The sequence below is a fragment of the Paenibacillus sp. USHLN196 genome (genome assembly GCF_037144955.1).
In the GTDB taxonomy this organism is placed as follows: Bacteria; Bacillota; Bacilli; order Paenibacillales; family Paenibacillaceae; genus Paenibacillus; species Paenibacillus xylanexedens_C.
This window is the reverse complement of record NZ_JBBCYH010000001.1, coordinates 350589-377034: the sequence shown is the minus strand read 5'-3', so window position 1 is coordinate 377034 and position 26446 is coordinate 350589. Positions and strand designations below refer to the sequence as shown.

Sequence of the window (26446 nt, the reverse complement as noted above, 5' to 3'; positions counted from 1 at the left end):
GAGGGGGGCTAAGTGGCTTAAGTGTTAGTTACATTACCCATATGGTATAGTAAGGAGCGCCTAGGCGCTCACGTTACCATATGGATTGCATATCCCATATTTCCATGGACTTAACCAGCGGTTCCCCATCGCCCCAGATCTCAAGTCCCAGAGCATCCTTACGGCTCGGATACACGCGGGTCGTCAGACTTTTCAATCCGTTAGCATACGCTTCGACCATGGAGCGGTCCAAATAGATGTGCAGCTTCAGATTCTCCCCCAGCAGCTCCAGCTGACCTCCCTGAACCCCGTTACACTTTTCTCCCGGGTGCAGCGTCGTTTTTGTCCGATCAACCAAGAGCTTAGCTTCATTTAGATCATAAAATAGCAGCGTTTCTTCTTCTCCATCCGGCGTACACCGGACTTTGATTCCGAGTTGGCTGGCACTGCCCGGCTCCAGTTCCACTTGAATCTCAAGCATATCGCCTTGAACATCCTGAAGAAGTTCATTAGCCTCAGCCAATGATTTGTCCTGGAGCGCTAGCCGCTTGGCACCACGCAAGGATTGAAGCTCTTGAATCGGCTCGATTCCCAGCCGTCCGTCATCCCGCAAATACACACTGAGAGGCAAGCCGCCGTTGTGCGCCCAGCCCGATTGATATTCAAGCTCAGACGTCCGGTCGCCTTGGGCTATTGTAAATATGATCTTTCTGCCGGTCTTTGGATCCACCATGCCGCTCGGGCCGGTAAAATGGAAATCACCGACATCAATCAGTTCCGGCTCCTCTTGATCTGGAATAAACGAAAGATTTTGTTTATCGAGCTGTCCAATCCAGTAGAATACCTCGACATCCGCTCCTTGTCCCACAGGGCTGACCAGTAAAAGATGCTTGTTCACTCCCTGTTTATCGCTCCCAAGTGGAAGAAGCACGGGCAGCTCCCAGATCGGTCCAAGATAAGGGAACTTCTGAATCTCTGCTTTAAATAATGGCCCTTTGTACGTCCAATTCAGCATATCCTGCGACGAAAATGCCAGCGCTGCTCCACCTTCGCCTTCGATCCCGGACCCGACCAAGGCAAACCAACCTTCATCATCCTTCCACACGAAGGGATCCCGGAAATCTCCGAATACGCCCATGCCCTTCTTCTGTACAATCAACGGCTCCGGATGTTTGACCCATTGAACCAGTTCCGGGTCCTTATCCCGGGAATAGGTGCTTCGGGCAAGTGCCACGCTCTGATTCGGCGAAGCACTGTCATTGCCCGCCGTAAAGAACAAGACAGGCAGGCCTTCTGCATCATAGGTCGCACTTCCCGACCAAATCCCGTCCGGTGCGAGTTGATCTTTTTCGGGTGCTAGGGCCACGGGGAGATCCCGCCAATGTACCAGGTCCTTGCTTACCCAATGTCCCCAGTGGATCTGATGAAAGAACGGTCCGAGCGGGTTGTGCTGATAAAATAAATGATATTGTCCATCAAAATAGATCGGCGCGTGGGGTTCATTCATCCAATGGGCCGGCGGGCTGACATGATATTGTGGTCTGTGCCGATCCTGCAGCAGAGGCGTCCGACCCAGTTTGATCTCATCATACGTTAATTGCGGATGGCTTCCTCCATGGGCGGTTTCCAGCACATACCGATAGGAAGCGGCCACCTCGTCCGCGCTCAGAGGCCGATTATAAATCTTGAGCTCATCGATGATACCGCTAAACATGTGCAGGCTGAATACTCCCGCCAGCAGGCTGCCGTGATTATTTTTGCCGATGAGCAGATCCTCGTCCACTGCCTCGGCCAAGCGGGAACCACGAGGCAAGACGGCCGAAGCGATTTCATTTCCATTCAAATACAGCTTCATTTCCCCTTGGTCCCCATCGAACACGGCACTCAAGTAAGACCACTCATTCTTAGGCAGTTCATGGCCGTCCGACGACCAAACTTCCTTCCATCTCCCCCCTTCCAAACCAACTTGGAAGGACCAGGTGCCGTGACGAAACATGCCAAACAGATAACCCTGCTTGCGATCCATGTTGTAGCGATTCACAATGGCGGACAACTTGCCCTCATCTCCCCATTCATAGGAGCGTGGCGCTACCCATACTCCGATACTTAACGCCGATCGGTATTCCGGCTCGCGGTTCAAATCTCCCTCTTTTGAGAATGAATGAGCAATGCTAGTCGAGTAACCGTCGAACAGTAGGCCGCTTCCCAAAACTCCCTGTCTCCACTGCGGATCGCACGGTTCGGTAAACTCCGCTTGATTAAATACGTACTGAATATTATCCCGATCTTCGGAGACGCTCTCCATCGTGCTGGCTCCGGTTCCTTCATCGAAAGCCCAAGACATAATCAAACCCTGATTGTCGGGTATTTGGTTCACGATTCATCCCTCCTCTATATCTTTCCAGTGGTGTTATTTGAAATATGGATGGACTGAAGTGTATGGACATACAGCGAATTCAGTACAAACTGCCCTGATTCCGTACTTATTGAAATTTGATCCATCGGGGCATCCGGAAAAATTTGATCCGTCAGCACAACCAGGCCTTCATTCGCATACACTTCAACCGAATTGCGATCCAGCCAGATATGTAGCTTAATTTTCCCGTTTTCCGGAACTAACCTGACTCCATGCTGACATGCAAACGAAGGATGGAAGTCCGTTATGCCTGATTTGGATCGGTCGATGAATAGCCATTGACGCCCAGGATCATATCCTATGATGGTCTCACTCTGCTCGGACGATTGCATTTGGATACGAACCTCTCCCGAAGATCTAATATCGATATCCGCTTCGATCTCCAGGAGATTATCTTTTGTCTTTAGCCTAATCGGAACCTCCGGAGTAACCGTGGTATCAGACCAGCTTATCGATTCTTTTCGAAGCTGCTCTATTTCCTGGACAGGCATTTGGGTTAACACGATACCCTTATCCCGATTAGTTAAGGACAAGAAACGAGGCAGCGTCATGGCACCTCTCCAGTCTCCCGTAGGCGTCTCGTTGGCATATTTCCAGTTGCTCATCCAGCCAATGATCACGCGACGTCCGTCTAGTTCATGCATATCCGACCAGGTGACCCCTGCATAGTTGTCCCGACCGTGGTCCAGCCACATGATATGATCGGCAGGGTTGTCGTTGATGAAGGTATTTCCGTCAAACTCTCCAATAAAATATTGCGTGCGTGATCCTTCCGGACAAGAGGGATTATCCCCAATGCTAACGACAAGTACCCATTTGGAACGCCCACTGTTATCGATTGACAATTCAAAGAGATCCGGGCATTCCCAAACGCCATCATGCGAGCCTTCCTCATGACCGAACTCCCCTGTTAGTGACCATTCACGCAAGTTTTTCGATCCATAAAACCGAACATGATCTCCCGCGACAATCGTCATGACCCACCGCTCACTTTGCGAATGCCAGAACACCTTCGGATCCCGAAAGTCTGCCAGAGCAGGTTCGGCAAGCACCGGATTCCCCTTATATTTGTTCCAGGTCTTTCCATTATCTCTGCTGTAAGCCAAGCTTTGCCGCTGGCGCGGCTGTTCGGTCTCTGGACATGTATCCGCATGGGTAAAGATTGCAACCAATCCATGAGCACCTTCGAAAAATCCACTACTGTTGTTAAAGTCAACCACACAGCAACCGGAAAAAATAGCTCCATGTTCGTCCGGGAATAGAGCGACAGGTTCATGCTGCCAATGAATCAGATCTCGACTTACGGCATGGCCCCAGTGCATTGGCCCCCATGTATTGCTATAGGGATGATGTTGATAAAAAAGATGATATTCTCCCTCGTAATAGACTAATCCGTTCGGATCGTTCATCCAATGAGATGGAGGCGAAAAATGAAATCCCGGTCTATATCCATCATCCACATGCTGTTTATTTAGCTGCATTATCTTATTAATCTCATCTGTTGTCGGCATAGACTGAAGAGCCCCTTTCCGTATTGTTAATAACGCACCGCCAGCATTGGCAAAGTCAGCAACTTATAAGTCTATCAATACTCCCTCGTCGGCTATTACATCAAGCACAGGTTCTCCCCACCCAACGTTTGATTATTTATTTTTTTAAATTTGCGTTATAACGATCCAGCCCATTTTGATAGATCTCCATCAATTCGTGCAATCCCATCTTCTCCAGGTTCTTCAAATAGCTGTCCCACTGTTCATTCACGCCGCCATCAACAATGAACTTTCCTCGTTGGGTATTTACATATTTAATCAATTCGGGCTCAATTCTATTGATTTTGTCCAGTTCCTCCGGCTCAAAGAAGATACTCGGATAGTTTTCCTCTTCCATATAGGGATCGTAATATTTCTCCAAATCTTTAACTCGCTGTTGGGCTCTAGGCTCCAAATCAACTACTTTCCCCAAGTCTTCGATGGTAATAACGCCAGGTCCGCCTGCCCCTGGAGCCACCTTTTGACGGAATTCGCCTGCGGAAGTTCCTTCAGGAAGCGGCAGGTTTACCAACTTCCCATTCTCGTCCTTCTTAAATACGATATCCAGCGGACCCCAGTGGATTTGAGCAGCCATGTTCGGTTCATACTGCTGATCGATCCAACGCATTGTGATTTCCGGATTCTGGTTCTCTTTTGTAATCACGAAAGCGCCGCGTCCTGGACCGCCACCATTACCGCGACCGATCAATTGATCCCCGTTCGGTCCTTTGAGCGGAGACAGTAAAGCATAATCCTTGCTTCGCTCCGATCCGACAACCTCATCGGCTTCCCACCAGATGTAGGAGCCAAGCGTTTCGATTGTCGTTTTCCCTTTTGCCAGATACTGAGCGGCATCCTGGGTGAACGATTCAGGGTCAATCAGGCCCTGCTTATACCATTTTTCATGAAAATAGTTCAATGCTTCCTTATATTCAGGTTGCGTAGCGGTAAAGATCACTTTTCCGTCGCGCACGACCCGATGTTCCATATTATCCGGAAGTCCGAAAGCTCCGAATATGCCGGCAATATCCATACACCACTGCATGTGCATAAAGCTTAACGGAATTTCATCGGCTTTGCCGTTACCATTTGGATCCTGTGTCTTAAAGGCAACCAATGCTTCCGTGTATTCATCCAATGTTTGCGGCATTTTTAGGCCCAGTTTGTCGAGCCATTTTTTATTGATGACGTGAAAGAAAGGATTTGTTCCAAGGTTGTTCTCTTCCCATGAAGGCAGCCCGTAAATATGCCCGTCCGGTGCTGTGATCGCTGATTTAAGGTCAGGTCGACGATTTAAGAGCGCTTTCAAATTAGGCGCATATTCATCGATTAAATCCTCCAGCGGAAGGATGGTTCCGTCTTCACCGTAATTGATCAGCTCGTAATCCGAGAATCCGGCTCCATAAAAAGCGTCAGGCAAATTTCCACTGGCCAGCAGCAAATTTTTCTTCTCTGTAAAATCGGTATCCGGAATGTTCTCCCATTCGATCTTAATGTTGGTTTTCGATTCCAACCGCTTGAAAATTTCCATTTGCGAGTACTCGGGCGCTAATGCAGCTTTGGGGGATACCATCCTTAACGTTACCGGTTCATCAACAATCGGCAGCCCCGTTTTGTTGAAACTAGCAGCCTGATTGGAATTTTCCGACTGATTCTTGGAGCCTCCACCGCCTCCTGAACATCCACTCAGCGCAAACGCTCCGGCCAGTATAAGAATTCCCGCTCTTTTGAATACAGATTTCATCGTACATAACCTCCCTTTAGATCATTGCACAAGCTAGATACCTTTCTTTGACCTTCTTCTGTATTGTTCTGAATACAGATGTATCGAAACTGCTGCACATCCCCCCTTTCAAGTACCATGACAACATCATCCCTTGATCGAGCCGATCATTACGCCTTTGACAAAGTATTTCTGCAGGAAGGGATACAAAATCAGCAGCGGCAGACTGGATACCATGATGACACCGTATTTGATCAGTTCCGTTACGCGCATCTTCGCCGCATAGGATTCCACATCTACCATCATGCCGGAGTTTACCTGATTCTGGACGAGAATATTGCGAAGCACCAGTTGTAGCGGATATTTATTTTCGTCGTTTAAATAGATCAAAGCGTCAAAGAAACCATTCCAGAACCCGACGACATGATACAGCACCATGACGGCTAATATTGACTTGGATAAAGGCAATACAATACTCCAAAAGAATCTGGTATTTGAACAACCGTCGATTGAAGCGGCTTCCCACATTTCATCGGGGATGGAGGACTGAAAAAAAGTCCTTACAATAATGACATTCATGATGCCGCCAGCACCGGGGATCACAAGTGCCCAAATCGTATTTAGCATATGAAGATCCTTGATTAACAAATACGTAGGGATCAACCCGCCGCTAAAAAACATGGTGATTAGTAAAAACCACATGATGGCCGATCTTCCAACCAGATTCTTACGAGCTAACGGATAAGCTGCAAATACGGTAACACCTACTCCGATCAAGGTTCCTAAACCCGCGTACAACAAAGAGTTGGCATATCCGATCCATATGGAAGAGTCACTGAATATTCGTTCATAGCCATCGAGCGTGAAGCCCTTTGGAAATAGCCATACTTCCCCCGAATAAATCAGATTGGGATCACTAAATGAAGCAATCAGTACAAAATACAGCGGAAATAAAACAATCAGCATAACTACGGTCAAAGAAAAATAGTTGATAGCGTCAAACCATGCGTCCCCTCTGGTTTTTCTCTTCAAAAATTGGTTCAAAGTGAATCCCTCCTACCACAAACTGGTTTCCGTTAATTTTTTGGCGATCCGATTGACGATGACAATCAGGATGATATTGATGACAGAGTTAAACAGTCCGACCGCGGTAGAAAAGCTGTACTGCGCCTTCTGAATCCCCAATTCATATACATAGGTTGGAATAATATTCGAGGTGGCATAGTTCAGATCGCTATGCATAAGAAATGCTTTCTCGAAACCAATGCTCATGACGTTCCCGAGTGCGAGAATTAGCAGGATAACGATGGTCGGCAAGATGGACGGAATGTCAACGTACCATACACGCTTCCATTTACTTGCTCCATCCACAATCGCTGCTTCATGCAGTTCGGGATTAACCCCGGCAAGGGCAGCCAGGTAAATAATCGTGGCAAAACCAGTCTCTTGCCATATCCCTGACAAAATGTACAAAGGACGAAACCATCCCTCGTCAGCCATGAATAGAATGGGTTCTCCACCGAACCAGGTAATAATGTGGTTCACGATCCCGCTGTTTGGCGATAAAAAAACATGGAGCATACCGACGAGGACAACAGTAGAAATAAAGTGCGGTGCATAAATGACCGTCTGGATAAATTTCTTGTATCGCTTGCCCAACATCTGATTCAGCATGATTGCGATAATAATTGGGGCAGGGAAGCTGAACACAAGCGATAGAAAACTAAGTGTTAGCGTGTTTTCTATGATCGCCCAAAAGTTATAAGAATTGAAAAAATCAACAAAATGCCGGAACCCCACCCATTCACTGCCCCAAATTCCCTGGCTCGGTGAAAAATCCTTAAATGCAATTTGTACTCCGTACATCGGATAGTACTTGAACAGGAGGTAAACCAGAATGATCGGTAGAAGGAACAGATACAGTTCATAGTCGCGTTTGACTCGACTCCAAGTTTTACGATTTTCTTTGATCAGGGGTGGATCTCCCCCGAAATCTCTTGAATTCATCCTCATACTCCCTTTCTTCATAGAATGTATTTTGTTTTTGAAACGTTTCCAAAACAATTGAAACGTTTCCAATTTAGTATAAGAAAAACGTCATCCGGTAATTCCACCGGTGAAACAGCCGTAACAGCTGATGTTTTTCTAGTAATAATTAAAAGGTATATTATTTTTTTCGAGGAATAATCAAGTCGTTTCGCCTTGTCTAAATATGACCGGAAGACGATAAACTTCACTGTCCAATGTTTCGCCATCGATCTTTTTGTAGAGCAGTCTGATCGTCGTACGAGCCATCTCCTCTACAGGTTGTCTGATCGTTGACAATATCGGATGGAAATAAGTATGATCCTGAATGCCGTCATATCCGATGACTTTTACATCCTCCGGAACGCGAATGCCCTGCCTGCCTGCCCTTTCAATATATTTGGCGGCGAACATATCGGTAATGGCAAAAATGCCGTCCACATCCCGATGATCTTTTAGAAACTCGCCAAAATAGGCATCATCATCTACAACCGGGTCTGGCTTTTCGTATATAACATAGTCGACTCCCATTGCTTTGGCTTCATGAATAAAACCTTCTCTCCGATTCATAGTTTCGCTGAAAACGGATGTGACACTTCCCAGAAAAGCCGGTTTTTGGGCTCCCGCTTTGACAAGTTCCCTTAACGCTAGACGTCCACCTTCATAATTGTCCGAAGTAACGCATGTGATTTTCTTGTTGAAGTGCCTGTCGATACTGACAATCGGAATGTCATTGCTTACGAAATTTTCGATATCGTTGTACGTAATGCCGACAATACCTGCCACTTTATTTTGCTGAAGCATATCCAGATAATACAATTCCTTTTCAGGTTTGCCGCCGCTGTTGCACAGCATAAGCTTAAAACCTTCCCTGTCCAACTCATCTTCGATGTAATAAGCCAGTTCAGAAAAAAAGGGATGCCAGATACTTGGGAGCAATAGGGCTACCATCTTGGACTTCCGCATTTTGAAATTTCGTGCAATCTCATTAGGGATATAATTCAACTCTTGTATAGCCTTCTCAACTTTTCTGCGTGTTGAGGGTTTAACAGAGCCTGAATTGTTAATGACTCGGGACACAGTCCCTACAGCTACACCAGCTAAGGTGGCTACATCTTTAATACTTGACATTTAACCCCCCACTTAATCTCTTTTATGAAAATCATCATATCATCGAATTGGAAACGTTTCAATATAAATTTTGAACCGCTTTCTTCTGTTTAGGTTACCTACTGAATGGGGATTGGTTACGGTTACATTTAGGTGATTATCTAATTGGCTATAGATGCAAGTTCTTGTCAGTTCAAGTTCTAAGCTATGGACAAGAAGCGGCATCGTTTAAACAAAAACCAGCTAATGATTGTCAAGCATTTCAGGTTGGATGAGTTTTCCTTTCATGTTTGCCTCCGTTTAGCTATTTTTATCACAACTGTTGCAGGTCGCGTGATAAGGAGTTTGTGTAACAACAACCTAAAAATGACTCATGCTTCACTACCATTGTGTGTTTTTTTAAACTAAACGTGCGTTTCTTACCATTACCTCCTTGCAGGCTTGTTTATATCCAGACGAGGTCTCTACTCGATCATGAGCTATTCTGGCTTAATGCTCAGGGCGTTCAATCAAATGCCATTTTTTCGGAATCGGTACAAGTTCTTGTCCCGCGACACTTCTCCATCATTTGAACTCCCATCTGTAACACAGTTTTCATTCAAAAAGTTAGTTAAACAAAAACAGCCGATCACGTTGATCGGCTGCCTCCTTGTTTGTGAGCTATCGTCTTACATTGGTATATTTACATTTATTGCAAAAATATCTTCATAATCATTTCCTTCAAGAGTTCCCGTAATCGTCTTGCCCATAGCAACCAAGCCCTCTTAAACGCTTTTTAAGTCGAATAATAATCATCCAATATTATTATTCTTCTTCATAAACAACGACGGTTTTACTTTCTTCTTCCCATTGCACGGTTGCATCCAATGCCTCACTTATGAAACGTACGGGTACATAAGTACTGCCTTTTGTAATAGTGGCTGGCGCATCCAAAGAGACGTTTTTGCCATTAACTGTTGCAGTCTTACTGTCAACCACAAGTTTAATGCTCACCCCATCCTTCGTGACAATGATGGAGCGTTCTTCGGGATTCCATGCCACTTCGGCTTTCAAAGACTCAGCTATGGCGCGAAAAGGAACAAACGTGTTGCCTTTTTTGACAAAAGGTTCGGAGTCAGAAGCTTCCCCGTTCACATACAGCTTCACCCCATTCTTTTTACCCGCCTTTTCATTGAGTTTTCCCATTGTTTTGTACAGGTCCAGGTTTTTAAAATTGGATTTAATGGCCTCTTCCTGCAAATACACCGCGTCAGTCACACTACCGTTTTTTTCGAGCATTTCTGCTGCAGTTTCCAACGCCTTGTCCTTTTCAATGATGGCTTCAAGTTCTTTGATTTGTTCGTCCGTCAGCTCAGTCGCATATTTTGTAAGCAAAATATCGGCTAGTACAGCACCTGCAGGTTTATCTTCCACATGTTGAATAGCATTTAGCAAACCTTTGTATCCTTTGGAGCCTTTTTTCTTGGATTCGGTTGGTTCGGTTGTATTGTTGGTTGTATTCTCTGTCTCCGATGTTGAGGGATCCTTAACTTTGTCTTCTTCAGTGCTGACCGTGTCAGCACTGAAGAAGGCTTCCTCGGTTTGTTTCTCCTCAATTGGAGTTTCTTTGTCTTTGGGTGCTTTTGATGATACCTCTTTACCTGATTGTCCGGGTGGAGTGTTTCCCGGTTTGGCTGAGGTTGTGCCTGCGGCGGTGGCAAGCATTAGCGCCAGACTGGTTAGCAAGATAACTGTTTTTTTCATTGACGATTCCTCCTGAAGTAAAAAATATATGCTCCTTCATTATCGGCAGAATAAATACTTTCTGATAGGAATTTTACGAATAATTCGCCTATCTCCTTTTCTTGAATACATTGTAGTGAAATCAAACCTGAAGGGCGGCATCAAATATGAATTTTGCTTATCGTGAAGCGATTCTTTTTACTTCAAATGTTGGAGGTGGTTCGTACGACATTTGGCTTTATCAACCTTTAACAGGTCAGACCATGAAGCTAACCCAGGATCTTGGTGAGGCTTTTACAATTCCATATTGGTCGCCAGATGTCCGGAACATCGCCTTTATCGGCAAGAAAAATATCGTGTATGTATTCAATCTAAACAGCAGGGCATGGGCACAAATTGATCAGATTGACCCTTATACTTTACTGAGCTGGTCGCCGGATAGTCTATACTTGAGTTATGTAAAAAACGGACGAATTGTGATCTACAATATCAACTCCCATGCCAGCGGTTCAATCGTTCAACAAGGAGCCACCGATGTCCAGTGGTTTCCTTCAGGAGAGGCTCTCCTGTTTGCAGCTCCGGATGAAGCAGGCAATATCCAACTATATAAAATCAACCGAGATGGCATGATCAAACAGCAATTAACTCAAAATACGGAGGGTCCTCTCCACAATGTCAGAATATCACCTAACGGAGAATTTGCCCTATATACATCCCCGGGAGCCAGCATTTCGTTGATCACTACGGTGAACCTGACAACAGGAGCGAGCTACCAACTTAATGGTGGCCCTCAGGCGAAAAACTATTTCCCCGAATGGTCCCCGGACTCTTCACTCATCGCATACAGTGCCACCGACTTCGTGGATAATCAATATGTTTCTTTAATCCAGACCGACAGCCGAGTTGGAGGGCAACAAAAAACATGGGCGGTCTCCACCTGCTTCTCTACCCCTTTAAGTTGGTCGCCAGATGGGAACCGAATCGCTTACTTATCAGGGTGCAATAATCAAGAACAAGCAACCGAAATGTGGATTATTGATTTAAGAAACCCTAATAATCCGATCAAAATTGTTGAAGCAAGGTGGATTACAGCTCTTAGATGGTCACCACGAGTGCATGATGTTCATCCGTATGGATTATATTTCAATCAGGTATATAAGGTATCTTTCTATTATCCGCGAAGCTGGCACAAAGTTACCGAAGAACGATTCGAAGGAGCGGACGGATTTTTTCAGATATCCGCGATCTCTTCTGAGGAAGGAATTCACGCGGTATGCAGAGCGGAAGCTTTTCATATGTTGAAACCCTATGGGGCAACCCCCCGAATTTTCCCTGCTGTTATTCAAGCACAAGAAGCCTGTTTCATATTTCCTTCGGAAGACCAACCCGTGGAAATGAGAAATCAGGCGGCACTTATTGTAAAATATCCTGCTCCTGTTGTGATTCAAGGAATTACGTATTCATATTTCATCTTATGGGCTGATCAAAATCACTTGATTTCACTGGGAAAGACACTTACTTTTAACTATCAAATTTAATACGTTGGCGGGACAATGTACTTTTCAATTCCGTTTTCTGTTGTTATTTTAGGACTGTAACTTCTTTCCAATAAGCGGAAAACTCTTTCGAATCAGTAACATACGATATTTCAGTATAATAGATTGGAGGAATGAAAATGGTTCGTACACTCGACGCTCGTACTTCTCTCGCATCCACAGGGATTACTCCGCTCAACATCCCACTTCCATCAAACACACCTACCCTGCTTGGGATCGTGGGACTCAACATTGTTAATCCAGGACCGCTCATCCGTACTCAGTTTAATGGGACCTATGGATTCTCAGTGGCCAGTTTATCTTCGTTGCCCTCTACTATTCGACTGGAAATCTTCAGGGGGGCCACTAATACAGGCCAACCTATTTATGTCGTTTCCCAGCCTATATTCACTTCTACCAACACTATACTCGCAAGTTTCGAAGGTTCGGATTACAATGTGCCTCCCCCTATAAATGGACAACTAATCTATTCTTGCTATGCAACATTCGTGCCAGCATCCGGAATGGAACAAGCCACCCGCATTGGACCGGAATGCTTCAATGCTGTCACTTACAGCGACGATTAACTTCAACTCTATATGACTCCTTTACGGAAGGAGGAAATCACATGGTTAAAACTTTAGATGTTCGGACTTCCCAAGGCTCAAACGGACTGAACAATTTAACCCCCAGCTTCACGAATGGAGTCCCACAATTATTTGCTCAAGTTGGACTACAGGTAAGCAATCCAGGAATGTTCATCCGAACGTTTTTTTCGGGTATTATCGAAGTTACTGCCAATCAGCTGCCTGTTAACGGGAATTTTGTCATAGAAGTGTACCGAGGATTGAGCAGTTCACAGCAGCTTGTTTATCGTGCGGGCACAATCGTTCTGGCCAATGAATTTTTCAGTCCTTGCGTATTCAGTTTTACTGGCTCTGATTACAATGTGCCTCCCCCTGGAAATGGTCAACTTATTTATTCTGCGTACGCTACATTCACCTATAATCCAAGCTTCAGTGTTAGCAACGTTCGCCTGGGACCCGAAAGTTTCAATGCTACAGTTTATTCCGATGATTAATAGCTATGAGTTAATTGAGGATCAACTTTTCTCTTTTGCTTGATTACACGTAATAAAAGGAAAGCTCATGAATTCATGAGTTTTCCTTTATTTAGGCCAACTGTAATCCTCTTCTGCCCGAACAATCTTGATTATCCTGTTTGGCTTGTCAATTGATGTAACGGTACAAGTTCTTGTCCTTGGATCGGTACACGAACTTGTACCGATAAAACAAAAAAGCCGCTAAAATAGCGACTTCAACGGAACATGTTTTTGTTCCCGACATTTTTTTCATCACTAGCCATAATAAATAACCTTGATGTAACCCTGGATGGGCCATTTGCCTGAATAAAACAAGAGGGTATCTCCTTGATTCTAGCTTATTTAATTAACTTATTTACAGTTATCATCAGTTCATCCAAAACTTTGTGATCGCCTTCTGAAATGCGTTCAATGACACAGCTTTTCATATGATGTTCCAAAAGCTGCTTTCCTACTCCATTCAACGCGGATTGAATGGAGGCAATTTGGTGCAACACGTCATCACAATACGTATCCTTCTCAATCATTCCTTTTACTCCACGCACTTGCCCTTCAATCCGATTCAACCGGCTAATTAATTTTCGCTTCGTACTCTCCGAATGATGGCTTTTCCGCTCGTTTGAAGATGTATGGTCACATGAGGCGGCCTCAAGTATCGTATCATCCAAGTAGATCAACTCCTTTATTACACATTACCATCCCCCCCTACCCTATGTAAAGGGAGCAAGAAGTATCATGGTACGTGCTAAGAGAACGGCTTGTCAGGTGCCACTGCTCCACATGCACCACAAGCGATGCAAGTATCTTTATCTACACAAGTATATTTAGACATATTATACCCTCCTCCCTCCTACAGCGATATATCAGTTAAAGGGTTATTTCTATTAAGAATAACCCCGGTCGAATGTTGACCGGGGTCATAAGAGTTACTTCACTAACTCACTGATTTCTGTGAGATTTTCGGCAAATCCTACAAAGACCTTATCTCCAATGACAATGGTTGGAACAACCTGTTTGCCAGTCAACTTCCATACTTCCTCAGCGTACTTGACATCTTCTTCACAATTGTAATCCGTATAGGGAAGTTCATGCTCTGTAAAGTAACGTTTAGCATAATTGCAATCGCTACAGGTTGGGATTGAATAAATCTGAATGGATTCCGTCATGCACAATTACCCTCCCTTGTACTTCATTATATATTACGCTCCGATGTTATATCCTTTTCTACGGATCGCTTCTTCAATTTCAGCGATTTGAACTTTAGATTCGTCAAATCGAACTTCTACGGTTCCCTGTTCAAAATTAACATGGCCTTCAGCGCCAAGAGCGCTAATTGCACCTTCAATTTTAGATACACAAGAACGGCAAGACATACCTTGAATTTTTACAGTTGTTTCTTTCACTTTTTTCACCCCCTTTCAATCGTCATAGTCCTCAAGTTCTCCAGTGTCATTCGATTAACGAATTTGCTGAATTTTTCTTTGCCTTTCGCATGCATCTTATAATAATCAATAATTGCGGTAACGAAGGGAACAAGCTGATCCTCCGTTAGTCCGGAACTTAGCAGCATGGCGAAGGAGGTTTTAAGCCCCTTCGACTCGCCACCAACATAAACATCGAACTTATCGCGCATCTTTACGAACCCAATATCCTTAATCAACGGTTCACTAGTGCCTAAGGCGCATCCTGCATATCCAATCTTGAGTGGTGCAGGCGTATCGATACCGGAAATGGCTTGATTTAAATTTTTGGCTGTTTCCATGCCTGCTTCTTCTGCACCTCTACAAAAATTACAAGCGATCAGACTTTTGGTTACAAATCCTGCAGGATTTACTTCAAGTCCGTGATTCTCAAGTTCATTTTTGATCTGATCTCGTTGTTCAATCGATACTTCTGCGTAGAGTTGCTTAAAGGGTGTCATCTCCACTTTTGAATCTGGACCAATAATCTCGCCGATTTTAACTAGTTGCTCCGGAGTGAATAAGCTTCCACCAAGTTGGATTGCTGGACTAATCGCTATTTTAATTTTATCTCCCATGCTCATACCTCTCTACTCACTTTACATCTACTACGAAAGGTACTGTAAAGACTTCCCCATCATGTTGGAATTGGCCCCAGATTTTATAGATTCCGCTATGCGGGAAGGAGGTCATAAATTCCGCTTTTGGACCTGTTGCCTTTTCCTCTGTTGGATGAACATGCAGATATTGCTCTGCATCCTCAGAAAGGATAACAACATGACCTACAGCACCGAGGTATTGTTCCAGGTTATTGATCCCTTCGTTCGTTTTCGCATCCAAGATATTAAAAGTCAGATTTACATCTTCGTTGGCCTTTGTGCTAGTCAATGAAAGTTCGATTTTTTTACCATCCACTTCTTTTACAAGGTTGGAATCCGCTTGAACAGGCTCTTGGGCTTTTGCTGGCCCCCCAACGTTCACCCATTCACTGGGTGTAGTACTCGCTCCCCCTTTTGGAACAAAGTCGGCAAGGATTTTGTATTCTCCACCGGCTGGAAATGAAGTTTCAATCTCAAACTTCCCATCGTCCTTATAATCAGGATGAATGTGATTAAAGTAAGAAAGATCTTTACTCACCACGATAAGGTGCATTAGTTTTTCGTGACCCATTTCAAACTCATTAACCGGATTTCCATCAGCGTCCGTGATTTGGATTGTCAGATGCGAATTTTCATTGGCCTTCACATCTGATGCAAAGGAGAACGAGGCTTTAAGGGTACTTGCTGTTGAATCAGCATGAGGCCCTGCATGATCATGACTCGCACCTTCAGTTTCAGAATTCATCTCCGTATGATTCATACCACCATGTCCATCTGTATGTGCACTTTCTTTAGGGGTTCCGCAAGCAGACAACACACCGAAAGCTAAAACACCGGTTAACATTAGCATGATTTTTTTACTCCTCATCATCATTATGTTCGCTCCTATTCTAGTACTTTGACTAGTGACGTACTTTTACGCGTTGCAATCGCAGGGCGTTCAGAACGACGGATACCGAACTCAAGGCCATCGCTGCGCCTGCAACCCATGGTGCTAACAGACCGATAGCTGCAATAGGAATGCCTAAGGTGTTGTAACCAAGCGCCCAGAACAAGTTTTGCTTAATGTTGTTCATGGTCTTACGACTCATATAGATTGCATCAGGAATACTGGATAGATCGCCGCGCATGAGTGTTACATCAGCCGCTTCCATCGCCACATCTGTCCCCGTGCCAATCGCCATACCAATATCAGCAGTTGCCAAAGCCGGTGCATCGTTGATACCATCGCCAACCATGGCCACTTTTTTACCTTGAGATTGCAGTTTTTTCACTTCTTCCGCTTTTCCTTCAGGCAAGACCTCTGCACGAACATGGTCAATACCTACTTGAGCGGCGATGGCTTTCGCCGTACGTTCATTGTCTCCTGTAATCATAATGACCTGAATGCCCATTTCTTTCAGACGGCTCACTGCAGCTTTCGAAGTTTCTTTAATCGTGTCTGCTACAGCGACCATACCTGCATACTGGCCATCAATCGCAACCAACATGGCGGTTTTGCCCTCTTCTTCCAAACGTGACATCGAATGATAAGCTGCTTTTGCATCGATGTTAACCTTTTCCATCAGTCGACGTGTACCCACGAGCAGTTGTTTACCTTCAACCGTTGCTTGGATTCCGAAGCCCGGAATTGCTTCAAAGGATTGAGTTCCTGGTAGTTCGATATTTCGTTTTTGGATGCCAATAACGATGGCTTCCGCAAGTGGATGCTCAGAATTTTTCTCCGCGGCACCAACAAGTTTCAAGAATTCATTTTCATTGCCAAGAGCGACGACGTCAGTCAATTCAGGTTTACCTTTTGTAACAGTACCGGTTTTATCCAGAATGATCGCATCAATTTTATGCGTCTGCTCCAGATGTTCCCCGCCTTTGAACAACACTCCTAGCTCAGCCGAACGACCAGACCCCGCCATAATGGATGTTGGTGTTGCAAGTCCAAGTGCACAAGGACAAGCGATAACAAGAATCGCAATTGCTTTTTCCAACGAACCTGCAAAATCACCTGGTGTAACCCAGAAGTACCAAACCAAGAAAGCAACTATTGCAATACCTACAACGATCGGGACAAATATACCCGAGATCACATCGGCTACCCGTTGAATTGGTGCCTTTGATCCTTGAGCTTCTTCAACAACCTTAATAATTTGTGCAAGTGCGGTTTCTTTACCCACTTTGGTTGCTTTGATCCGAAGAATACCGTTTTTATTAATTGTAGCTCCAATCACAGCATCTCCGGCTTTTTTCTCTACTGGAAGGCTTTCACCTGTAAGCATGGATTCATCTACAGATGAGATTCCTTCCAGCACCTCTCCGTCTACAGGGACTTTATCTCCTGGACGAATAAGGACAACATCTCCTACAATGACTTCATCCACTGGAATGGTAAGCTCTTTGCCATCCCGAACCACTAATGCTGTCTTCGCCTGCAGACTCATCAGTGATTTAATAGCTTCTGATGTTCGACCTTTCGCAAGTGATTCAAACAATTTACCCATAAGAACCAGGGTAATTAGGACCGCACTCGTTTCATAATACAGGGATGGACCGTGATGCATACCGTTAGCTATACTTGACCATTGAATGGTCAAATATAAGCTATAGAAGTAGGCTGCAGAGGTACCAAGTGATACCAACACATCCATGTTGGCACTCCCGTTCCGGAGAGCCTTATACGCACCCACATAGAACTGTCTACCAATATAAAATTGTACTGGTGTAGCCAGGATTAGTTGGAACCACGGATTCATAAACAATTCCGGTACATAGATCCATGAAGTGAACGAGAAGTGACCTACCATAGTCCACAACAGCGGCAAGGAAAGAATCGCCGAAATCAGTAATTTCCGTTTTTGATTACTCAGTTCTTTAGCACGATGGTCACTTGCACCATTACTGGTACCGTCTTGCTTGACGATCGCCGTATAACCGAGTTTTTTCACCTTGTTTTTCATGTCTTCGATGGAAACTTCACCAGGGGAAAATTCAACTCGGGCCGTTTCCATGGCGAAGTTTACTGAAGCGTTAGTCACGCCGGGCAGCTTGTTCAGGCCTTTTTCAATTTTGTTCGCACATGCTGCACAGGTCATACCTGTAATTTGTATACTCGACTGTTTCGTCTGAGCCGCTGTTGTTGCCACAATAACTCACTCCCCTCATCGTCCATTGCTTACGCTACTTCGTAGCCTTGTTCTTCAATAACTTCTTTTATTTGCTCCAAGGAGGCTTGATTTTCATCATACGTCGCTTCAACCGAATCATCACTGAGATTCACCTTGCCACTCACTCCGATTTCTTTCAGAGCACCTTCGATGGAGTTTACACAATGTTGGCAGCTCATACCTTGTACGTTCAATACAATGTTTTTCATCTTATTTCGTCCCTTCTTGTGGGTGATTTTTTGGTTTAGTTTGACCTAAACGATGGGCTAAACTCTCGAGGCCAGTTTTTCAGGTCTCATCGAGCTCTTGTTTTATACTATACCCCCCTACCCTATATTAGTCAACATCTTTTTATACCCCCATATCCTATATTCACTATCTTTCTCGTTAGCTCAATGAATTTATGGAGAGAAGAACGGATTAGTTATACGCTGATTGGTAATCGGACCATGTTCTTGTCCCCCGACATTTATCCTATTACTTCGCACTAATCTGTCCGTTAAATGAACAAAAGTAGCCGATCACGTTGGTCGGCTACCTTCTTCATTTTATTGATCTAATGTTTCCAGTTAGCTTAACGCCTGCGTCGGGTCTACAACTTTATTATTGCGGCCTAATTCTTCTTTCAAATCTTCATTTCATCGAACACAACTTTTGCATTTCTCTACTCCATGCGTTACTATCTTTATATCGACAAATATGTAGGTCTATAAAAGGAGGTCCTCACGTCCATGTGCCCCCGTACTAAAGAACAAAATGAGCTCATACGTATGCAGCGCAGAGAACAGATCCTGGACGTCGCCGCGCGCTCCTACTTTCGCACCGGAGGCAGCTTTGATATTCGCGATGTCGCCCGCGAGGCAGGGCTTGGTTACGGCACAGTATACCATTATTATCCTAACCGGCATTTATTAATAGAAGATGTGTTGGGTAGCGGTTTCGAGCGATGCGAGCAAGTTATCACACAATGGGCGAATATCACCGACAGCCCCTCGGATGACGGACAGTTGTTGACGTATTGTACAGCGCTGCTCCAGCTCTGGCAATCAGACGCTCGCGCATATCTCGTCTACAAAATGGCAGCGGAGCATTATACAGGCTTGCCTGAGAGGGATCGACATCACGCCAAGAGAAGATTTATGGAACGGCTGTACGTACCACTCCAAACGATCGCCCAGTGCGAAGACGACAGCGTCGACCATATGTTTGCTGTGCTGGTCGGTTGCTGTGGTGTCCACTACTATGCGGGCAATTCCGACCTGGACGTTGATCGAATCGCCCGACTCGCTATGCAAGCTATTACGAAGGGGTCTTGATACAACATGATCATTTTAAAAAGCAAGCATGAAATCGAATCCATCCGTAAGGCATGTCAAGTGGTGGCTGAATGCCATCGTACAATTGCCCCACTCATCAAACCGGGCATCACAACCAATGAGATTGAGCGCATATTCGAGGACGTTATTTTGAAGCACGGCGCCAAGCCCTACCAAAAGGGATACAAGGGGTATCCATATGCGACCTGTGCCTCCGTCAACGACGTAATCGCACATGGCTTCCCTAGCAATAAGCCACTTGAGGAAGGCGATATTGTGACGATCGACACGGTCGCGGAGCTAGACGGCTGGCTCGGCGATTCGGCCTGGAGCTATGCGGTTGGGCAAATCTCACCGACGCCCGAGAAGTTGATGCGTGTCACGAAGGAATGTCTTGACCTGGGCATCGAGCAGGCGCAGCCCGGCAATCGACTCGGGGATGTAACAAGCGTGATTCAACGGCATGCGGAATCGCACGGCTTCGGTGTCGTACGCGACCTTCTAGCCCATGGCATCGGCCGTGACCTGCACGAGGAGCCAACGTATATGCATGTAGGCAAGCCCGGAAAAGGCCTCCGCATCAAGGAGGGTATGGTGTTCACGATTGAGCCCATGATCACCGAAGGCACCTACTTTATGACACTTGATTCTGACGGCTGGACCGCACGGACGATGGACAACAAGCTTGCCGCTCAATACGAGCACACGATCGCCATCACAGCTGAAGGTCCACAAATTCTGACCGCGCAATAGAAAAAAGAAGTCGACCAATGAATTGGTCGGCTTCACAATGGATTAATTATCCTACTCAATCGCCGTCTAACAAGTATTATTCGCTACGCTAACCTGCTCGTTAACTTAATGAATTAATCAATTGTTGTCGCCTTGTATCCATTTTCGTAGTAGAGAATTTGAATACAACAAACAGCGCCTTCCCTTTTGATTGAATCACCGCTGTTGTAGCAGGTATATCATTTTTTCAGTTTCAGCGCATTGACAAGTCACGGAATGAGTAGATGCGATATGTATTTTTGCCTTCCGCTTTGGCAAGATAAAGTGCTGCATCTGCTTTCTGAAGCAGTTCTTTTACTGAATCGTCTTCTTCATAAAAGGCAATACCGATGCTTGAAGTTGTATAGAGCTCCTTCCCGTCGAGTATCCAAGGGAGCTGCAATGTTTCTAAGATGTTTTCAGCCAAAAGGCTGAGTTCTGAGGAGGATTTGACATGAGGAAGTACAAAGACGAATTCGTCACCACCCATTCTGGCAAGAACATCGTGTTCTTGAAGACAAGCTCCTGCTCGCTTTACAAATTGCCGTAGCAATTCATCCCCCGCATCATGACCTAATGTATCATTGATCTGTTTAAAATTGTCCAGATCCGCAAACATGACGGCTAGCTGGCCAACGCTTGTCGTTGCTTCACTTAAAGCATCGCTGAGCATTTTATTGAGATATCTCCGGTTAGGGGCACCGGTAAGTGCATCATGATAACTTAATTGTTCCAGTTGAACTTGGTACTTTTTTCGCTCTGTAATTTCTCTTCCCACGAGCATCATGTTTTTAAAATCACCGTCCTCGTCGAACATTGGTGTCCCTTTCAACTCCAGCCATACAGGATAGCCCTGTTCATGCTGCCGCTTTATTTCGTAGGTAAAAGGCTTTCTCAAAAGCAACATACTCATAAATACTGTACGAAACTTATCGTCCACATCTCCATTTGGCTGGTAGAATACCCATTTACCTATATATTCTTTTGGATCGTAGCCAAGCACCATTTTATGAGAAGGAGAGGCATACTCCACAATGCCATCCAGGTTGATCAACTGGATCAGATCAAGGGAGTTATCGGCTAAGAGGCGATAGCGCTCTTCGCTTTCTTTCAAAGCCTTAAGCAGCTGCCTGTACTCAGTAATGTTTTTAGCTACTCCAAAGATCCCATTTACCTTACCCTCAAAAAACAAAGGAACTTGCTTAATTTGCAAATAAACAATTTCTCCATTTTTATGATGGGCTTCGGCAACATATTGACAGGATGCACCCTTTAAGACTTCCGAAAAATATTGACTGATCAAATCAAGCTGATGTTGACAAAAGAGATCTTTGTAGGAGGAACCCATGATTTCTTTCTTTTGAAATCCTAAACACTCTGTAACTCCTTCATTTACTTCTACGATCGTTCCTTCGTTCGAAACGATAAAAGTGGCATCTGGATTGTGATTTATGATTGATCTAAATGCCTCAATGGACTGCTCGCTTAAAAACTCTTTCATACTTCCCGATCAATCCTCCGCTAAAATGGCTAAATTTGTAGAATAACTATACAATATTTTAGCAAATTTTGTTTTCATTTAATATTACTAAAATTATCCAATTGCACGTCTTCTGCTGCTGATCACTCAATTCCTCCAATAAAAAAAGCCGATCCATTAAGGAAAGACTTTGGCTGTTATGTGTACAATAATGGGTAATCGTGTGACGCTTTTAAAATTGCCCTGTAACAAGCATGCGTTCTCTGGTTATAGGAATGAGGGATAACACAACCTCTTGAGCTGCCTTATAATCATTACTGGATAATGCGTGCAGCGTATCCCGATTAATTCCGATCGCACTGTAGTGCTTGATATGCGGAGTTCGCTTGAAGCGGACGATGGAGTACATGTAAAGTTTATCCCGAAAGGAGTCAAATGTGCTCAGCATTACGCCATTGTTCAAGGATTCAACGATCTCGCGCATGAAAAGAAAATGATGTTCGGTGTATAAGGCATAGTCATTCCTTTTCTCGGCGGTCCGCTGGACCTCAACATGAGCTGCAAGTGATTCAAGATTTAAGTAGATCTCTCGGTTCGGGTTTTTCATCATTTCGAAAGAGTAAAAAAGCATGGATTGAATCTGTTCAATCAGATCAAGAAATTCTTTACCGCCTACATCCTTGACCAATACGCCACGATTCTTGAGGGAAGTCACATAACCTTCTGATTCAAGGCGAGCAATGGCATGACGGATTGGTGTACGGCTCATTTGATACTCCTCCGCCAATTCGTTCTCTGAAAGCAGGGTTTCGGGCATTAATTCACCGCAAACCATTCGCTCACGAAGCATCATGTATGCTGTATCGACAAGCGATATTTTGTTCATATCATAATCCCTTTCTCTCATTGATGAGGCCTTCATTTAAATTTTAATGCGATCTACACATTTCATCCTATATTACCAGTCTTAGGAGAAGTTACGCAACCAGACAGAGACAAGAAGGAGTCCGACACTGTATCCCAGTTTCTGGACTCCATTTTTTTAAACCAGATATTTGTTTTGAAGAGCTGTTCTTTGCTCGGCACTAATGCCTAGTCCCTCTTTAAGATACTGATCAAAAGAACCGTAGTTCTCGTCGATTGCTTCAAATGCCGCTTGGATAAAGGCCGCTTTCATCATTTCCGGAATCGCTCCCTTTAATTCAGGCATTTGATCCATGTATTTTTGATAATCCTTGTTGCTTCCGGAGAGGAAGCGCTGCATGAGTCCGTCCACCGCGAGATTCGTCAGTTCATAGTCTTCAATAACTACATCTCGCGGCACACCCAAGGTGAGAAGGATCACTGCACATACGACTCCGGTCCGGTCTTTGCCGGCTGCACAGTGGAACAAGGAGGTATCCCGCTCTTCTTTTAATAGTTCATTTAGGATAAGCGCACATTTATCCGTATTTAAGATCATCGCTTTGTAGCCTGCATGCAGATCATGTCCGATCTTCTGCATTTCCTCAGGACTTGCTTCCGCCATAAAGGGAATATTCGTGTTGATCGTATGGCCAATGGCTGGGCTTGGACGGCTAGCTACTTCAAAATCACTGCGCAGATCACAAATCCAGTCAATACCGAGCGCAGTGGCGGTATGCAGGTCCTGCTCACTAAGCTCATGCAGATCAGCAGACCGCAGCAGCATTCCCCATCGAGTCGTACGACCATCTTCTGTGAGATAACCGCCCATATCACGGAAATTAATTACTCCATCGGTGTAAATCATGCGATCGCTAATGGTTGATATCGACCCATTCGTGAACTTCACATGATAATAGTTTCGGCCTGGAGACACCGTTCTCGTAAATACTGCTCCTGCCGGGTCGATTTGTATATCAAGCAGTGTGCTGTTGGATTCAATCCATTCCGGTAGAACAGAATGGTAAACTGCCTCCGCCTCCATATTCTCTTCCATATTCCAGGCTAACGTAATCCCGTTATTATCGCTATACCTAGCCTGTACCTGAGGGCCTTGTTTCATAAGTGAATTAGATGTTGACATTGATATTCCTCCTCAAAGTGATATTCATCGTTATGCACATGAATGAATTAGTTTTGACGTATTTTTAGCTTCATTTTGTATCGGTTTGCCACAAATTCCACGCTGAATACCATGACGAAAACGACCAATCCGACAAACAAAGCAGCCGCAAAGTTATAGGATTTCATGGCATGAGTCATCTCATATCCAATACCTCCCGCGCCAACCGCACCGAGAATAGTGGATTCGGCAATACCGCCTTCCAGTTGCAGTACGCACCAGGCAATAAAGGCTGTCTTCACGGTAGGCAAAATACCTTGCATGACAATCTGCAGCCAGCTGGCACCCGTAGACTGCATCGCTTCGAGTACGCCCTTGTCGATTTCCTCCAGTGACTGGGCAAATACTTTGACAAGCATGCCTGCCGCAGAGACGGCAATCGCAAGCACGCCGGGAAGCGGTCCTAGACCAACGGATACGATAAAAATCAGGGCCCACACGATCGTAGGAATCGCACGAAGCAAGGAAGCCGCGCTTCGAATGATCCAGGCAACGAACGGATGAGGTGTCAAATTGCTTGCAGCCAAAAAGGAGAGAAAGAACGCTACGACGATCCCCAGCACCGATCCAAGAATGGCAACTTGCAATGATTCTACAGCAGCGAGCAGGACATGGCGCCAGGCCGAGAAATCAGGTGGAAACATGGTTCCCATGTAACCGCCGAGTTTCGTAAAGCCTTGGGCCATCTTAGAATAGTCGAACTGCAGCTGAACGAGACTGAACACAAAAAGCACAGCAATAAGCGGCAAACCGATCATGAACAGCTTGTTTCTTTTCGGCTTGGGTGGCTCTGGTATGGAAGTATACAGCGTAAAAGATGGCTTCGCTTCGTTCATTCGCATACTCATATGATTCGCTCCCTTACGCGATTGGTGATCATTTCCACAACAAGAACGATAATGAGCACAAGCAGCACGGCCATGCTGGCTTCCTGATACTGAAACAACTTCAATTTGGATTGCAAAATAAATCCGAGACCACCGCCTCCAACCATACCTACAATGGTAGAAGCGCGTACGTTGATTTCGAAGTTGTACAAGCTCCAACCGATAAACCCGGGTAAGAATTGTGGAAACACGGCTTGGGACAACACTTGTAAATAACTCCCGCCAGCAGCTCGAACCGCTTCTACCTGTCCCATGTCAATTTCTTCAAGCACCTCGGCAAAGGAACGAGTCAACATACCAATGGAGATCAGGATCAGCGACATTGTACCGACTACAGCCCCCAGTCCAAACGCAGCAACAAGCAGAATCGTCCAGATAATTACCGGAATGTTACGAAACAGGGATGTAGCTGCACGAACAAATACCTGAAGGTAAGGGTGAGGGCTTGTCGTGGCCGCGGCTAAAAAGGATAACATTCCTGCTACAACCGACCCGATGACCATCGCCACCACACTCATATAAAGGGTCTGCATGGCAGGTTCAATGAGCTGGGAAAGTGAAGATAAATCAGGTGGAAGAAAATCAAAAAAGATAAATCGGAAGCTCTCCCCTACCCCTGCGAACAAAGCTCCAAATGAAAACTCTGCGCCGATGGAAGACCAGATGATGAGAGCCAACAGCACGATAAAAAACAATATCGTCTGTGTGCGTTTCATTTTTCGGGCAGATTGTAACTGAGCCGCATTCATGTCAGGCTGTCTCCTTCACTTTGGGATTGGTCTGGTTGTATATGAGCCGGATCATATCTTCCGTCAGTTCATCAGGTGTCCCGTCAAACACCTTGGACCCTTTATGGATACCGATGATACGGGTTGCGTATTTCTTCGCGATATCTACCTGATGCAGATTGCACAGGCAGGCAATGCCTTCCTCTTTGCAGATCGTATACAAGTAATGCATAATCGTCTCTGAGGAAGCAGGGTCGAGACTGGCTATGGGTTCATCTGCCAATATCAAATCCGGCTTTTGAGAAAGTGCACGTGCAATACCCACTCTCTGCTGCTGACCTCCACTGAGTTCATCTGCCCTCTTATACATCTGTTCATGTAAACCAACACGGTGAAGCATAAACTTGGCGGCTTCTGTATCTGCTTTTGAGTAAAGACCTAGTGCCCCTTTCAGCGGATTCATGTAGCCTAATCGTCCATGCAGAACGTTATTAAGAACGGACACGCGGGTGACCAGGTTATAACCCTGAAAGATCATGCCCATATGGCGGCGGAGTTCACGGAGCTTTTTACCCTTGATGCCCATAGTTTCACTGCCTTTAAACTGAATCTTTCCGTTTGTCGGCTCGATCATTCGGTTCAGGCTGCGCAGCAAGGTGCTCTTCCCCGCTCCGCTCGGTCCAATGACGACAACGAACTCTCCAGCATTAATTGTTAAGTTCAAATTATCAAGAGCTTTTGTTCCGTCGGAATATACCTTGGACAAACCTTCCACCTGTAAAAGTGTCATTTTAATTTCTCCTCCTCTCAAGTTTGAATT

General features: G+C 45.1%; 25 protein-coding genes and 2 pseudogenes. 6 read left to right on the top strand and 21 right to left on the bottom strand.

Annotated features, from left to right (window positions below; all coding sequences use genetic code 11):
• Positions 1–73: 73 nt before the first annotated feature.
• From WFI24_RS01585 to WFI24_RS01555, 7 genes are all read right to left on the bottom strand, one after another.
• Positions 74–2323 (bottom strand): GH32 C-terminal domain-containing protein, encoded by a 2250-nt coding sequence (locus WFI24_RS01585; RefSeq protein ID WP_442956188.1) that lies wholly within the window; start codon positions 2321–2323, stop codon positions 74–76.
• Between the two features lie 47 nt (positions 2324–2370).
• Positions 2371–3876, bottom strand: a complete 1506-nt coding sequence (locus WFI24_RS01580; RefSeq protein ID WP_336758752.1) for a glycoside hydrolase family 32 protein — start codon at positions 3874–3876, stop codon at positions 2371–2373.
• A gap of 166 nt (positions 3877–4042) precedes the next feature.
• Complete coding sequence (locus tag WFI24_RS01575) at positions 4043–5668, bottom strand: ABC transporter substrate-binding protein (protein ID WP_336758232.1); 1626 nt, start codon at positions 5666–5668, stop codon at positions 4043–4045.
• A 126-nt stretch (positions 5669–5794) separates the two neighbouring features.
• On the bottom strand, positions 5795–6691 hold the full coding sequence (locus WFI24_RS01570; protein WP_145325332.1) for a carbohydrate ABC transporter permease: 897 nt from the start codon (positions 6689–6691) through the stop codon (positions 5795–5797).
• A 12-nt stretch (positions 6692–6703) separates the two neighbouring features.
• A complete protein-coding gene (locus WFI24_RS01565) occupies positions 6704–7654 on the bottom strand; it encodes an ABC transporter permease (protein WP_336758229.1) in 951 nt (316 codons plus the stop codon).
• Positions 7655–7834: 180 nt separating this feature from the next.
• Entirely contained in the window at positions 7835–8803 is a 969-nt protein-coding gene (locus WFI24_RS01560) for a LacI family DNA-binding transcriptional regulator (protein WP_336758227.1), read from the bottom strand.
• Between the two features lie 783 nt (positions 8804–9586).
• On the bottom strand, positions 9587–10525 hold the full coding sequence (locus WFI24_RS01555) for a copper amine oxidase N-terminal domain-containing protein (protein WP_336758225.1): 939 nt from the start codon (positions 10523–10525) through the stop codon (positions 9587–9589).
• Between the two features lie 146 nt (positions 10526–10671).
• On the opposite strand from WFI24_RS01555, the gene WFI24_RS01550 reads away from it, so the two are divergent.
• The 3 genes from WFI24_RS01550 to WFI24_RS01540 all read left to right on the top strand — a co-directional run bounded on the left by WFI24_RS01550 (position 10672) and on the right by WFI24_RS01540 (position 13120).
• Positions 10672–12042, top strand: a complete 1371-nt coding sequence (locus WFI24_RS01550; RefSeq protein ID WP_336758224.1) for a TolB family protein — start codon at positions 10672–10674, stop codon at positions 12040–12042.
• Between the two features lie 137 nt (positions 12043–12179).
• Positions 12180–12626: a hypothetical protein gene (locus WFI24_RS01545; RefSeq protein ID WP_336758223.1), complete on the top strand. Its 447-nt coding sequence runs from the start codon at positions 12180–12182 to the stop codon at positions 12624–12626.
• Positions 12627–12667: 41 nt separating this feature from the next.
• Positions 12668–13120, top strand: a complete 453-nt coding sequence (locus tag WFI24_RS01540; RefSeq protein ID WP_336758222.1) for a hypothetical protein — start codon at positions 12668–12670, stop codon at positions 13118–13120.
• Between the two features lie 359 nt (positions 13121–13479).
• On the opposite strand, the gene WFI24_RS01535 is transcribed toward WFI24_RS01540, so the two are convergent.
• The 8 genes and pseudogenes from WFI24_RS01535 to WFI24_RS01500 form a co-directional block, all read right to left on the bottom strand.
• Positions 13480–13809: a metal-sensitive transcriptional regulator gene (locus tag WFI24_RS01535; protein WP_047843212.1), complete on the bottom strand. Its 330-nt coding sequence runs from the start codon at positions 13807–13809 to the stop codon at positions 13480–13482.
• 92 nt (positions 13810–13901) lie between these two features.
• Positions 13902–13973, bottom strand: a pseudogene (locus WFI24_RS01530) (4Fe-4S domain-containing protein); the annotation flags it as partial.
• Positions 13974–14067: 94 nt separating this feature from the next.
• Entirely contained in the window at positions 14068–14307 is a 240-nt protein-coding gene (locus WFI24_RS01525; protein WP_237175136.1) for a glutaredoxin family protein, read from the bottom strand.
• A 33-nt stretch (positions 14308–14340) separates the two neighbouring features.
• The gene (locus WFI24_RS01520; RefSeq protein ID WP_336758220.1) at positions 14341–14544 is read right to left on the bottom strand and encodes a heavy-metal-associated domain-containing protein; all 204 of its coding nucleotides are present in this window, start codon (positions 14542–14544) and stop codon (positions 14341–14343) included.
• A 5-nt stretch (positions 14545–14549) separates the two neighbouring features.
• Entirely contained in the window at positions 14550–15179 is a 630-nt protein-coding gene (locus WFI24_RS01515; protein WP_336758219.1) for a nitrite reductase, read from the bottom strand.
• A gap of 16 nt (positions 15180–15195) precedes the next feature.
• Entirely contained in the window at positions 15196–16074 is an 879-nt protein-coding gene (locus tag WFI24_RS01510; RefSeq protein WP_336758218.1) for a hypothetical protein, read from the bottom strand.
• Between the two features lie 28 nt (positions 16075–16102).
• Complete coding sequence (locus WFI24_RS01505) at positions 16103–18337, bottom strand: heavy metal translocating P-type ATPase (RefSeq protein ID WP_442956178.1); 2235 nt, start codon at positions 18335–18337, stop codon at positions 16103–16105.
• Between the two features lie 29 nt (positions 18338–18366).
• Positions 18367–18567 (bottom strand): cation transporter, encoded by a 201-nt coding sequence (locus tag WFI24_RS01500; RefSeq protein ID WP_336758217.1) that lies wholly within the window; start codon positions 18565–18567, stop codon positions 18367–18369.
• A gap of 522 nt (positions 18568–19089) precedes the next feature.
• Here WFI24_RS01500 and WFI24_RS01495 point away from each other — a divergent pair.
• The 3 genes and pseudogenes from WFI24_RS01495 to map form a co-directional block, all read left to right on the top strand.
• Positions 19090–19266, top strand: a pseudogene (locus tag WFI24_RS01495) (TetR/AcrR family transcriptional regulator); the annotation flags it as partial.
• Positions 19267–19365: 99 nt separating this feature from the next.
• Positions 19366–19674: a hypothetical protein gene (locus WFI24_RS01490; RefSeq protein WP_336758777.1), complete on the top strand. Its 309-nt coding sequence runs from the start codon at positions 19366–19368 to the stop codon at positions 19672–19674.
• A 6-nt stretch (positions 19675–19680) separates the two neighbouring features.
• Entirely contained in the window at positions 19681–20427 is a 747-nt protein-coding gene (gene map, locus WFI24_RS01485; protein WP_336758215.1) for a type I methionyl aminopeptidase, read from the top strand.
• Between the two features lie 232 nt (positions 20428–20659).
• On the opposite strand, the gene WFI24_RS01480 is transcribed toward map, so the two are convergent.
• From WFI24_RS01480 to phnC, 6 genes are all read right to left on the bottom strand, one after another.
• Positions 20660–21946, bottom strand: a complete 1287-nt coding sequence (locus tag WFI24_RS01480) for a sensor domain-containing protein (RefSeq protein ID WP_336758214.1) — start codon at positions 21944–21946, stop codon at positions 20660–20662.
• A gap of 211 nt (positions 21947–22157) precedes the next feature.
• On the bottom strand, positions 22158–22811 hold the full coding sequence (locus WFI24_RS01475) for a GntR family transcriptional regulator (RefSeq protein WP_336758212.1): 654 nt from the start codon (positions 22809–22811) through the stop codon (positions 22158–22160).
• Between the two features lie 156 nt (positions 22812–22967).
• Positions 22968–23972 (bottom strand): tyrosine-protein phosphatase, encoded by a 1005-nt coding sequence (locus WFI24_RS01470; protein WP_336758211.1) that lies wholly within the window; start codon positions 23970–23972, stop codon positions 22968–22970.
• Between the two features lie 47 nt (positions 23973–24019).
• Complete coding sequence (gene phnE, locus WFI24_RS01465) at positions 24020–24859, bottom strand: phosphonate ABC transporter, permease protein PhnE (protein ID WP_336758210.1); 840 nt, start codon at positions 24857–24859, stop codon at positions 24020–24022.
• On the bottom strand, positions 24856–25647 hold the full coding sequence (gene phnE / locus WFI24_RS01460) for a phosphonate ABC transporter, permease protein PhnE (protein ID WP_336758208.1): 792 nt from the start codon (positions 25645–25647) through the stop codon (positions 24856–24858). The genes phnE (WFI24_RS01465) and phnE (WFI24_RS01460) overlap by 4 nt, the downstream gene beginning before the upstream one ends.
• A 1-nt stretch (position 25648) precedes the next feature.
• Entirely contained in the window at positions 25649–26416 is a 768-nt protein-coding gene (gene phnC, locus WFI24_RS01455; protein WP_145325352.1) for a phosphonate ABC transporter ATP-binding protein, read from the bottom strand.
• Positions 26417–26446: the final 30 nt, after the last annotated feature.